The following is a 12,127-nucleotide window of genomic DNA, read 5'->3' on the forward strand; positions in this document are numbered from 1 at the left end:
GGTGCGTTCGGTTGGCAAGCTGATACGGGCCCTGCTGAGCCTCGTCGTCCTCGCGGCGCTGCTCGCCGGGCTGCCGGTGCTGCTCTGGTGGGCGACCGGCGTCGTCCTCGACAACGGGATCGAGGACCTGACCCACCTGTTCTCCCGGCAGGACACCGGGGGCGCCTTCCTGCTCCTGCTCGCCGCCGCCGGCTGGGTCGGCTGGGCGGGCTTCGCCTTCTCCGTCCTCCTGGAGATCCCCGCCCAGCTGCGCGGCCGTACGGCCCGCCGGCTGAGCGGCCTCGGGGCGAGCCAGCGGGCCGCCGCGACGCTGATCGGCTCCATCCTGGTGCTCCTGCCGACGGCCGGTTCGGCCCTCGCCGCACCGGCCGCCGCGCCGGTCTCCGCCACCCAGTCGTACGCCCACACCGGCACCACGGACACCGCGCACACCACGGACGCCCGCACCACGCGGCAGGCCGCGTCGGCCGACTCGTACACCGTGCGGGACGTCCGTCCTGCCGAGAGCCTGTGGAGCATCGCGGAGGACCGGCTGGGCGACGGCAACCGCTGGCACGAGATCGCCACGCTCAACGAGGGCCGGGTGATGACGGACGGCACGGTCTTCCACGCCCAGGGCTTCCTCCAGCCCGGCTGGAAGCTGCGGATGCCGGCCGGCACGGGTGCCGCCCACGAGGCGGCGGCGTCCTCGGGCGGGACGGCGACCGTCCGCCCCGGCGACTCGCTGGGCGCCATCGCGGACCGCGAACTCGGCGACCCGGCGCGCTACGGGGAGATCTTCGATCTCAACCGGGGTACGGAGGTGCCGGGTGGCGGCACGTTCACGAACCCGGACCTGATCATCCCGGGCCAGAAGCTGAAGCTACCGGCCTCCGGCCCGGCGAAGCCGAAGCCCGCTGACCCGGCCCCGGACGAGTCGGCCCGGCCCGCACCGGCGAAGCCGACGCCGGCCAAGCCGGCGGAGACCGCCAAGCCGAAGCCGACGGAGACGGCGAAGCCCGCGCCCGCGAAGCCGGCGGAGACGGCGAAGCCGAAGCCCGCCGAGAGCGCGCCGGCCAAGCCGGCGGAGACGGCGAAGCCGAAGCCGGAGGAGAGCGCCAAGCCGGACCCGGCCGAGTCGGCCAACCCGGCCGAGAGCGCCAAGCCCGCGCCCGCCAAGCCGGCGGAGACGGCCAAGCCGAAGCCCGCCGAGAGCGCGAAGCCGGCGGAGACGGCCAAGCCGAAGCCTGCCGAGTCGGCCAAGCCCGCGCCGGCGGAGACGGCCACGCCGAAGCCCGTCGAGTCGGCCAAGCCCGCGCCGGCGGAGACGGCCACGCCATCCCCCGGGCAGGAGAAGCCCGGGGCGGCCGCCCCGGCCGGGGCCGCTTCCGGTGACGAGGACGCCGGGTTCTCCGCGCGTACCGGCGCCGGAATCGGCGCCCTGCTCGCCGCCGGGGTCCTCGGCGTCCTCGGCACGCGCCGCATCGTGCAGCAGCGTCGTCGGCGCCCCCGGCGCCGCATCGCGTTGCCCGAGGGCGATGCCGCTGTGCTGGAGAGGGACATGCGGGCGGCCTCGGCGGACGTGCCCGAGGGGCTCGACCTGCTGGACCGCGCCCTGCGCACCCTCTCCGCCGAGCTGGCGCGCGAGCGCACGCCGCTGCCGCAGCTCGACGCCGTCGTCGTCACCCCGGACGGGGCCGCGCTCCACCTCTGCGAACCGGCCGTCCCCGTAACGCCGTTCGTGCCCGTGGTGAGCGGGGACGAGATCTGGTGGTGCCCGAAGGACTCGGAGGCGCTGCTGCCCGCCGAGGGCGCTTCGGCGACCGCGCTGCCGTATCCGGCGCTGATCAGCCTGGGCACGAGCTTCGAGGGGTTCCCGGTCCTGGTCGACCTGGAGCGGATCGGGATGCTCCGGCTGGACGGCGAGGCGGAGGACGTACGGTCCGTGCTGCTGGCGCTGGCCGTGGAGCTGGCCTCCGACTCGCTGCACGCCGAGCACACCGTCCGGCTGGTCGGCTTCGGCGAGGAGCTGCGGGCGGCGTTCCCGGGCCGCGTCGTGCACCACGCGACCCTGGAAGCCGCCGTCACCGGCCTCCGCGCCCACGACGAGGCGCAGCGGCGGGCGCTGGCGGAGAGCGGGTCGGAGAGCCTGCGCGAGGCCCGGCTGCTGGGCACCGGGGCGGACGCCTGGGCGCCGCAGATCGTGCTGTGCGCCCTGCCGCTGACCGGCTCGGACCCGAGCGCGCGCGCCCTGCTCGACCTGACGGCGGCACAGCCCCGCACCTCGCTGGCCGCCGTGACGAGCGCCGACGCCGAGCTGGGGCTGCCGGAGACCTGGAGCGTCGATGCCGCGCCCGGCGTCGTCGTGACGATCCCGGAGACCGACCTCGAAGTGATGCTGCAACGCCTCGAACCCGCCCAGTACGCCGCCTTGTTGGAGCTGATGGCGGTGACCGAGCGGCCCATGGACGAGCCGACGCCCACCTGGGCCCGGCCGCAGGACCCACGACTCACGCTCGCCGTCATGGCCGCCCCGGAACCGGAGGCCGCCGGGAAGGACGGGAACCCGATGCACGCCGTCCCCGTGGAGGAAACGATCACCGCTCCGGCACCGGTGCCCGCCCACCCGTACATCAGGGTGCTCGGGCCGGTCGAGATGGAGTCGGCCGAGGGCCCCGTCGAGTCCAACCGCCGCGGCCGCCTGACCGAGATGGCCGCCTGGCTCGTCCTGCACCCGGGTCTGGAGCACCGGGCCCTGGACGAGGCGATCTGGCCGGGCCGCGAGGTCGGGCACTCGCTGCGCAACTCCAATGTGAGCAAGCTGCGCGCCTGGATGGGCGGCCAGTCCTATCTGCCGTTCGTGACGGACGGGCGGTACGCCCTCGCCCCGTACGTGCGGTGCGACTGGCTGGACTTCCAGGAGCTGTACCAGGAGGGCATGCACGCCCGGGGCGCCGCCGCCGACACCGCGCTGGCGCGGGCGCTCTCGCTGGTCCGGGGCACCCCGTTCGCGGGGACCAACCCGCGCAATTACCTGTGGGCGGACACCATGTTCCACGACATCGTGTCGTCGGTCGTGGACGTCGCCCACGAGCTGGCGGAACGGTGCCTGGCGGCCGGTGACCTCACCGGCGTCGTCGCGGCGGCGACCCGCGGCCTGGTCGCCTCCCCGGAGAGCGAACTGCTCACCCGCGACCTCTTCCGGGCCCACGCGGCACGCGGCGACCGGTCCGCCGTCATCGAGGCGGCGGACCGGCTGAACCGGCTCAACGAGGAGCTGGGGACCGACGCGGAGGACGAGACGATCGACCTGCTCCGGGACATCCTCAAGGCCCTCCCCGACGCGCCGGTCGTGGGGGCCACCTCGGCGGCCTAGAGCGCTTCGTACGCGAACCAGTCGAAGTGCACCGTGCCGCTGGCCGCGTACAGGCCGATCACCCGGCCCGTGAAGCCGCCGGTGACCTCCGTGGAGAGGTAGCGCCCGTCGAGTGAGCCGAGGGCGGTGAACGTGCCGTCCGGCTCCTCGACGCCCAGGGACACCGTGTCCGGGCCTGTGCACGGGTCGAGCGGGGCCCGGGTGGGGGCGATGTCGATCCCGAGGACCACCGGTCCGGCGGGCGCCGGGCGGGACGCGACCACCGTGCGGAGCGGGCCGATCCGGGCGACGAGCCGGATCTGGCCGCCGCCCGCCTCGACCGCGTAGTGATGCGCCTCGTCGAGCCGGACCGCGAGCCCGCCGTGGCCGTCCGCCGCGTCGGTCAACGCACGCGTCCGGCACGCCGGATGCTGCTGGCGGCGGCCGGTGAACACCGCGTCCGGGTCGTCCAGCGTGCCGCCCCGCCCGTGCAGGGTCAGCCAGCCGGGGCGCTCCTTCGTCCCGGCCCGCCCGGCGGTCGAGCGGCGCGGCGAGATCCAGTACGGGCGCGGCTCGGCCAGGTCGAAGTCGTCCCGGTCCGGGCCGGCGGCGGCCGGGACGGGCGTCAACGGCCAGGGCGGGGCCGGGAGTTCGGTGGTCACCTCACCGATCACGGGCCAGCCGTCCACCCAGGTCACCGGGGCGAGGAAGGTCTCCCGGCCGAGGACGTGCCAGCCGGGGGTGCCGCCGCCCGGCCGCACCCCGAGGAGCACCAGCCACCAGGAGCCGTCCGGCCCCTGCACCAGGTCGCCGTGGCCGGTGTTCTGGACGGGGTGCTCGCGGCCCCGGTGGGTGAGGACCGGGTTGTCCGGGCAGGGCTCGAACGGACCGGCGGGCGAGGGGCCGCGCGCCACGGAGACGGCGTGCCCGCGCTCGGTGCCGCCCTCCGCGATCAGGAGGTACCAGTGGTCGCCGATCCGGTAGAGGTGCGGGGCCTCCGGCGCCTTCGCCCCGGGCGCCCCGGACCAGATGCGGCGCGGTTCGCCGAAGGTCTCGCCGGTGTGCGGGTCGATGCGGACCTGGGAGACCCCGGCGACGGTGCACCAGCAGGTGCCGTCCTCGTCCCAGGCGAGGTCCGGGTCGATGCCGGGCACGCCGGGCAGCGGGACCGGGTCGGACCAGGGGCCGGCCGGGTCGGTGGTGGTGAACAGCAGGTTGCCCACCTCGACATTGGTGACGACGAGCCAGAACCGGCCGTCGTGGTGCCGGAGCGTCGGCGCGTAGATGCCGCCGGAGGCCCGGGTCCCCGGCGTCAGGTGCAACTGCTCGGGGCGGTCCAGGACGTTGCCGATCTGCGTCCAGTGGACCAGGTCGCGGCTGTGGAAGAGCGGGAGGCCCGGGAAGTACTCGAAGCTGGAGCACACCAGGTAGTAGTCGTCGCCCACGCGGCAGACGCTGGGGTCGGGGTGGAACCCGGGGATCACCGGGTTGCTGACGGTGGTGCCCGTCTGGTCTCGGACTGGCATGGCATCCGTTCCTGTCTGTCGAAGCGCTTCGATACCCGGGTGACCGAGGTGACCCTAGTGACCGGGTGCGCACGGGACAAGGGGTGCCGTCGGGCCCTCATCGGCGGCGCAGGACGGCGGCGCGGACCTTCAGGAGGTTCGGCACCAGCGCGTAGACGACCGCCGGAACGACGATCCCGGTGATCACCAGGGTGCGCAGCAGCATCGGGAAGCCCTTGACGTACGGGCCGACCAGCAGCTGCACGACCGTCAGGGCGGCGAAGACCGCGATCCAGGTGAGCAGGGCCCGCGTGTGCACGGAAGGCAGTGCGGCCGGCTGTGCGGGGGAGGTGGCGGACGTGGTGGTCGGGCGGGCGGCGGTGGGGCGGGCGGTGGTGGTCATGAGGAGTCCCCTCCGGGTCGGTGTGAACGCTTGCGGAAGGCGGTGGCGCTGCCCTCGGTGACGCGCCCCACTGTGCCAACCAACTGGTTGGGTGTCAACCATCCAGTTGGTTGGCATCCGTGCGAACTCGTTCTACGCTGGTGCCATGGCCCCGGACACGACCCACACCAAGGAACGGCTCCTCGCTGCGGCGAAGGAGGAATTCGCGGCTCACGGCATTGCCGGGGCGCGCGTCGACCGCATCGCGGAGCTGGCCGGCGTGAACAAGGAACGGATCTACGGCTACTTCGGCAACAAGCAGAAACTGTTCGACGCCGTCGTGGGGCGTGCACTGGACGAGCTGGCCGCGGCCGTCCCGCTGAAGGGCGGCGACGACCCCGCCGAGTACGTGGGCCGGGTCTACGACTTCCACCGCGACAATCCGGTCCTCGTCCGGCTCTTCTTCTGGGAGGGCCTGCACTACCGCGACGGCGTCCTGCCCAACGAGGAGGGCCGCCGCAGTCGCTACGAGGAGAAGATCGCCGCCCTCGCGGAGAGCTTCGGGACCGAGGCGTCGCCGCAGGTCGCGGCCTGTCTGCTGAGCCTGATCGGGCTCGCCGCCTGGCCCAACGCCGTGCCGCAACTGGCCCGCCTGATCATCGGCCCCGACGCGGAGGCGGCCGACGGCCTCGACCTGCGCGCCCATGTGGTGGCCTTCGCCCGACAGGCCCTCTCCGACGTGCCGGCCGTGGGCCCGGCTTCCTGAAGCGGGCCGTGGAGGTGGGCCCTTGAGGCGGGTCCTTGAGGCGGGCCCCTGAGGCGGGTCCTTGAGGCGGGGCCTTGAGGCGTGCCCCTGAAGCGGGTCCCTGAGGCGGGGCCTTGAGGCGTGCCCCTGAAGCGGGTCCCTGAGGCGGGCCGTGGAGGTGGGCCCTTGAGGCGGGCCCCTGAGGCGGGCCGGCTCCGTACCCCCGCCCGTTATCCCCTGAGGTACGCCAGGACCGCGAGCACCCGGCGATTGGTGGTGTCGTCCACGGACAGGTCGAGCTTGCCGAGGATGGAGCCGAAGTGCTTGCTCACCGTGCCCTCGCTGACCGAAAGGGCCTCCGCCACCGAGGCGTTGGACTTGCCCTCCGCCATCAGCGCCAGCACCTCCAGCTCGCGCGCGGACAGCCGGGACAGCGGGTCCCTGCGGTGCCGGATCAGCTGCCGGACCACCTCCGGGTCGACCACGGTGTCCCCGGCGGCGACCCGGGCGAGGGCGTCCACGAACTCCTCGACGTGGCCGATGCGTTCCTTGAGGAGATAGCCGACGCCCCGCCCGTCCGCCGAGTCGAGCAGGTCCTCCGCGTAGGTGCGCTGCACGTACTGGCTGAGCACCAGCACCGGCAAACCGGGCTGTTCCGAACGCAGTTGGAGAGCGGCGCGCAGGCCCTCGTCGGAGAAGCCCGGCGGCATGCGGACATCGGTCACCACGACGTCCGGGCTGTGCTCGCCGACGGCCGCGATCAGCTCGTCCGCTGTGCCCGCACCCGCCACCACCTGATGGCCGAACCGCTCCAAGAGACCGACGAGACCTTCGCGCAGGAGCACGCTGTCCTCGGCCAGTACGATCCGCACGCTCAGGGCCTCTCGCTCGCGGCCGGCACCGGCACTTCCAGGCGGAACACCGTGGGCCCGCCGGGGGGACTGGACAGTACCAAACGGCCGTCCAGCACCGAGAGACGGTCGGAGACCCCCTGGAGCCCGGTCCCGTCCCCCGCCGAAGCGCCGCCCCGCCCGTCGTCCGCGACCTCCACCACCAGCCGCCCCCGCGCCACCCGCCCGGACACCCGGACCCGCTCCGCCCCGCTGTGCTTGGCCGCGTTCGCCAGGGCCTCGCACACCGCGAAGTACACCCCGCCCTCCACGGCCCCCGGCAGCCGCTCCGGCAGGTCCAGCTCCACGTCGACCGGCACCACCGAACGGTCCGCGACGTCCTCCACGGCCGCACCCAGCCCCCGGTCGGTGAGGACCTGGGGGTGTATGCCCCGGATCAGCTCCCGGATCTCCACCAGCGCGGTGTCCGCCTCGCCGTGCGCCTTCGCCAGCAGCCCCGCCAGCGGCTCCGGCGGGCCCTCGAGCCTGGCCAGTCCGAGCGTCATCGAGAGGGCCACCAGCCGCTGCTGCGCCCCGTCGTGCAGATCGCGCTCGATGCGCCGCCGCTCTGCCTCGAAGGCGTCCACCAGCCGGGTGCGGGACCGGTCCAGCTCCCGCAGCTGCGCCCCCGCCCCGGAGTCCGTGAGCAGCGCCCGGGCCACCGTCGCGCGCCAGGCCGCCAGCACCCCCAGCGGATAGGCGAACACCGGGAGCAGCGCCAGCCCGGCGAGCAGCGTCGCGAAGGCGGCCGGATAGGAGTGGACGAGCCAGAGCTTCAGGACCCGGGCCTCCTCGCCGCCGCTCACGACGAGCATCACAGGCGCCGCGATCATCCCGCCGCACACCGTGAGCGCCGCCCCCACGGTCACCGCTTCCACCGGCCACAGGACGACTGCGGTGAGCAGCGTGTACCCCAGCTCCCGCCAGGTCGCCCACTCCCGCAGCCGGGTCCGCAGCCAGGCGGTGGGCCCGGGGCCGTCCGGTTCGCCGTGGACCGGGGCGAGCGGGCCGGGATCCACCAGCCGCAGCCTCCGGCGCTCCAGGGCGGCGAACGGGATGCCGGAGAGACCCAGGGTGAGCAGCAGCGGGAGACCGACGAGGACCACGGCGAGCGCGCCGCCGGCGACCGCGAGCAGCAGCAGGACGACGAGCGCCAGGGCGCCGGTGAGCGCACCGGTCAGCAGATAGAGCGTCGCCCGCCACGGCCAGGGGCCGCGCACGTACCGCCGCTGCCACAGGGCCTGGTGGAGGCCGGGGGAGGAGGACATGGGGAAACGGTAGGTGGCGCGCGCGGACCCGGACCACCCAGCGGTTTCTACTCTTGAGGTGGAGATAGCTCCACCTCAAGAGTAGAAACCGCTGCGATGTGCCGGGCAGGCGGCCGGGGTTGGCTGAGGGCATGAATCACGCAGCCGTCCGACTCCGCTCGGTCACCCGGTCCTACGCCGGCAGATCCGGTGCCGTCACCGCGCTCGACGCGGTCACCCTGGACATCCCCCGGGGCTCCTTCACCGCCGTCATGGGCCCCTCCGGCTCCGGGAAGTCCACCCTGCTCCAGTGCACCGCCGGCCTCGACCGGCCCACCGCGGGAGAGGTGTTCCTCGGAGACACGGAGCTGACCGGGCTGAGCGAGCGCCGGCTGACCTTACTCCGCCGCAGCCGCATCGGCTTCGTCTTCCAGGCGTTCAACCTGCTCCCCGCCCTCACCGCCGAGCAGAACGTGGCCCTGCCGCTCCGGCTCGCGGGCCGCCGCCCGAAGCGCGCCGAAGTCCTCGCCGTGCTGGAGAGGGTGGGCCTCGGGGGCCGCGCGGGGCACCGCCCCGGTGAGCTGTCCGGCGGCCAGCAGCAGCGGGTGGCGCTCGCCCGCGCCCTGGTCACCCGGCCCGACGTGCTCTTCGGCGACGAGCCGACGGGCGCGCTGGACTCCACGACCGGCCGCGGGGTGCTGACCCTGCTCCGCACCATGGCGGACGACGGCCAGACCGTGATCATGGTGACGCACGACCCGGTCGCCGCCTCCTACGCGGACCGGGTGCTGTTCCTCGCGGACGGCCGCGTGCGCGACGAGCTGCACGCCCCGGCAGCCGAGGAGATCGCGTCCCGGATGACCCGGATGGGAGCCGTCCCGTGCTGAAGCTCCTGCTCCAGGGCGTGAGGGCCCGCTGGGTCACCCTCGCCGGCTCCTTCATCGCGCTGGCCCTCGGCGCGGGGATCATCGCCACGACCGGGCTGGCCCTCGCCGCCACCTTCGACGGCCCGGACCAGGCGCCGGAACGGTTCGCGGCGGCGCCGGTGGTGGTGCGGGGTGCGGACCAGGTGCGCGTACGCACCTCGATCGGCGTCCGTACGCGGAAGCTCCCCGATCCCCGTCCGGTTCCGGCCGAGGTGGCCGCGCGGCTGGCGGGGCTGGGGCGCACGGCGGTGGACCGCACGTTCCCGGTGTCGGCGGGGAACGGGACCGGCGACGCGGTCGGGCATCCCTGGGCAGTCGCCGCCGCGACCCCGTACCGGCTGCTCTCCGGGCGTCCGCCCGCCGCGCCCGGCGAGGTCGTGGTCGCGGCGGGGGAGGGGGCCGTCGGAGACCGGATCGTGCTCATAACGCCTGCGGGCAAGGGGCGTTGGACGGTGACCGGGACCGTGCGCCCCGCTCCCTTCGAGCGCGCCGTGTTCTTCGGCGAGGCGGAGGCCGCCCGGCTCTCCCCGGACATCGACGCCGTCGTGGTGCACGCCGACCCGGCCGCCGTACGCGCCGCCGTCGGACCCGGCCTCGACGTCCTGACGGGCGACGAGCGGCGCAGGGCCGACCGCGACCCGGACCGGGACGCCGAGGCGCTGGCCTCCGTGAACGCCCTGCTGGGCACCGCCGCCGGCATCACCGCCTTCGTCTCCGTGTTCGTCGTCGCCTCGACGTTCTCCTTCGCCGTGGCCCAGCGCCGCCGCGAGTTCGGCCTGCTGCGCATGGCGGGCGCGACACCCGGCCAGGTGCGCCGCCTGGTCTATGCGGAGGCCGCGCTCGTCGGCGTCCTCGCCTCGGCGGCGGGCTGCCGGCTGGGGATCTCCGGGGCGCCCCGGCTCGCGGACTGGATGGTCCAACAGGGCCTCGCCCCGGCCTGGTTCACCATCGGGGACCAGAACTGGCCGCTGCACACCGCCTTCTGGACCGGCCTCGCCGTCGCCCTCGCCGGAGCGGTCGCCGCCGCACACCGCGCCGGACGGGTCCGCCCGGCCGAGGCGCTGCGGGACGCCGCCGTGGACAGCGGCACGATGCCGCCGGTACGGATAGTGCTGGGCGCCGCCGTCCTGCTCACGGGAGCGGTGCTGGTGGTGCTCGGGCTCGTCCAGGACCCGGCGGGGCTCCTCAAGCGCAAGACGTACACCACACAGCCGATGCTCCTGATCACCGGATGCGCCCTGTTCGCGCCCGTCCTGGTGCGCCCCGCGATCCGGTTCCTGGCCTGGCTGCCCGCCCGGCTCCCGGGCGCCACCGGCCTCCTGGTCCGGGAGAACGCCTCGGCCGGGCTGCGCCGGACGGCCGCCGTCGCCGCGCCCGTGCTCGTCACCGTCGCCCTGGCCGCGTCGCTGATGGGCACCAAGGCGACGATCGACGCGGCGAAGGCGGCGGAGGCGCGCGGCCAGGTGACGGCGGACTTCGTGGCCGTGGATGAACGCTCCGGGATTCCGGCGGAGTTCACCGACCGCGCCCGCCGCGTTCCGGGTGCCCGGGTCAGCGCCTCGCGCGCCACCTCCGTCACCGTGCTCGAAGAGGGCACCGCCCTCGTCCGCTCCGACGCCCGGGCGGTGGACCCGGCCCACTTCGCCGCCGTGTCCGCGCTGCCCGTGGTCGCCGGCCGGCTCGCCGACCTGGACGACCGCTCGATCGTCGTCAACGAGGAGTGGGCCGTGCACAGGGTCGGCGCCCGCGTCCGGGTCTGGCTCGGCGACGGCCGCGAGGCCACCCTCCGTATCGCGGCCGTGCTCGCCGTCGGCACCGGCGACAACGGCGTCTACCTCACCCCGCACAACGCGGCCGGCGCCCCCGTCGACCGCGTCGGGATCGCCATACGCGCCGGGGCCGACCGGCAGGCCGTCGAACGCGGGCTGCGCGCCGCCGGGCGGGCCACCGGCACCGAGGTGCTGACCCGTGAGCAGTGGTCCGCGACCCAGGTGCCGGGCGGCGGCTCCACCCGGACCGGGCTGCTGATGATCCTCGCCATCGCCCTGGTCTACACGGGGATAGCCCTCGCCAACACCCAGGTCATGGCCACCGCGGACCGGGTTCGCGACTTCGCCGTGCTGCGCCTCGCCGGGGCGACGAAGGCGCAGGTGCTGCGGCTGGCCGGGGCGGAGGCGCTGGCCGTGGTCGCGGTGGGCGCGGTGCTCGGCGGAGCGGTGGCCGCGCTGAATCTGCTCGGCATACGGGCCGCGCTCGGCCGGCTCGACGTCCCGGCGGCGGTCGTCGTGCCGTGGGAGGCGATAGGGCTCGTGGTCGCGGTCAGCGCGGCGCTGGCGGTGGTCTTCGCCGTGCTGCCCGCCCGGATCGCCCTGCGCACCCGGCCGATCTGACGGGTGTCACCGGCCCGCCAGCGCGGTGACCAGGTCCGCCGCCTCGCCGATCAGGGCCGACTCGGCCGGGCTCATCGTGGGGTTGCGGGTGCGCCGGGCGGTCGCGTCGGCAAGGTGGGGGCGGGGATGCCGTCGTCGGCGGCCAGGCGGGGCACCAGCGCGGTGACCAGTTCCCGGGCCCCGTCCGCCGCCGGGTGGCCGGGGTCCACCGCGACCTGCGCCAGGATCAGCGCCGACATGGCGCGGTCCAGGGCGGGCGGGCCCTCCTCGGTGTTGCTCCAGTCGATGACCACGGGCCCGTCCGCCGTCAGCATCACGTTGTCCGGGTGCAGGTCCAGGTGGAGCACCCGGTCCTCGGGGTCGGGCGAGAGCCGGGCCGGGACGGAGTGCAGCTCGGTGAGGAGCCCGGTCAGCAGGTCGGCGCCCTCCTCGGCGCCCACCGCCCCGGACATCAGGGACTCCAGCATCGTCGGACCGTGCAGGCGCTGGAGGACCAGGTCGCCGGGGCCGGCGGACGGGGGCCGCGGGCCCAGCCGGGGCACCGGGTAACCCGAGGCGGACAGGTAGGACATGACGGGGAGTTCCCGGGAGGCGTCCATCCCGTCGCGGTAACGCCGCAGCACCCACGCCTCGTCCAGCTCGTACACGTCCGCGTTGCGTCCACTGCCCAGCAGTCGGCCTATTCGCATGAGGGGAACCTACTTCGGT

The 12,127-nt window shown here is 74.8% G+C and carries 8 protein-coding genes and 1 pseudogene; 4 read left to right on the forward strand and 5 right to left on the reverse strand.

The features are described 5' to 3' along the window. Position 1 precedes the first annotated feature (1 nt). Complete coding sequence (locus NEH16_RS17385; RefSeq protein WP_265543483.1) at positions 2–3,355, forward strand: BTAD domain-containing putative transcriptional regulator; 3,354 nt, start codon at positions 2–4, stop codon at positions 3,353–3,355. Here NEH16_RS17385 and NEH16_RS17390 read toward each other — a convergent pair. Together NEH16_RS17390 and NEH16_RS17395 are read right to left on the reverse strand one after the other, a co-directional pair. Beyond that, positions 3,352–4,860 (reverse strand): glycoside hydrolase family 43 protein, encoded by a 1,509-nt coding sequence (locus NEH16_RS17390; protein WP_265543485.1) that lies wholly within the window; start codon positions 4,858–4,860, stop codon positions 3,352–3,354. The genes NEH16_RS17385 and NEH16_RS17390 overlap by 4 nt on opposite strands. Positions 4,861–4,957: 97 nt before the next feature. Then, positions 4,958–5,242: a hypothetical protein gene (locus NEH16_RS17395; RefSeq protein WP_265543487.1), complete on the reverse strand. Its 285-nt coding sequence runs from the start codon at positions 5,240–5,242 to the stop codon at positions 4,958–4,960. Positions 5,243–5,387: 145 nt separating this feature from the next. Between NEH16_RS17395 and NEH16_RS17400 the strand changes: the two genes are divergently transcribed. Further along, positions 5,388–5,987, forward strand: a complete 600-nt coding sequence (locus NEH16_RS17400) for a TetR family transcriptional regulator (RefSeq protein ID WP_265543489.1) — start codon at positions 5,388–5,390, stop codon at positions 5,985–5,987. A gap of 209 nt (positions 5,988–6,196) precedes the next feature. Here NEH16_RS17400 and NEH16_RS17405 read toward each other — a convergent pair whose 3' ends face one another. Together NEH16_RS17405 and NEH16_RS17410 are read right to left on the reverse strand one after the other, a co-directional pair. Then, on the reverse strand, positions 6,197–6,838 hold the full coding sequence (locus NEH16_RS17405; protein ID WP_265543491.1) for a response regulator transcription factor: 642 nt from the start codon (positions 6,836–6,838) through the stop codon (positions 6,197–6,199). Between the two features lie 2 nt (positions 6,839–6,840). After that, the gene (locus NEH16_RS17410; RefSeq protein WP_265543493.1) at positions 6,841–8,124 is read right to left on the reverse strand and encodes a sensor histidine kinase; all 1,284 of its coding nucleotides are present in this window, start codon (positions 8,122–8,124) and stop codon (positions 6,841–6,843) included. A gap of 131 nt (positions 8,125–8,255) precedes the next feature. On the opposite strand from NEH16_RS17410, the gene NEH16_RS17415 reads away from it, so the two are divergent. Both NEH16_RS17415 and NEH16_RS17420 read left to right on the forward strand, forming a co-directional pair. Then, the gene (locus tag NEH16_RS17415) at positions 8,256–8,990 is read left to right on the forward strand and encodes an ABC transporter ATP-binding protein (protein ID WP_265543495.1); all 735 of its coding nucleotides are present in this window, start codon (positions 8,256–8,258) and stop codon (positions 8,988–8,990) included. Then, positions 8,984–11,419: an FtsX-like permease family protein gene (locus tag NEH16_RS17420; protein ID WP_265543497.1), complete on the forward strand. Its 2,436-nt coding sequence runs from the start codon at positions 8,984–8,986 to the stop codon at positions 11,417–11,419. Before NEH16_RS17415 ends, NEH16_RS17420 begins: the two co-directional genes overlap by 7 nt. Positions 11,420–11,425: 6 nt before the next feature. Here NEH16_RS17420 and NEH16_RS17425 read toward each other — a convergent pair. Further along, positions 11,426–12,108 (reverse strand): annotated as a pseudogene (locus tag NEH16_RS17425) (phosphotransferase). Between the last annotated feature and the right edge of the window lie 19 nt (positions 12,109–12,127).

Origin of the sequence: Streptomyces drozdowiczii (genome assembly GCF_026167665.1) — a bacterium.
GTDB classification, from domain to species: Bacteria; Actinomycetota; Actinomycetes; order Streptomycetales; family Streptomycetaceae; genus Streptomyces; species Streptomyces drozdowiczii_A.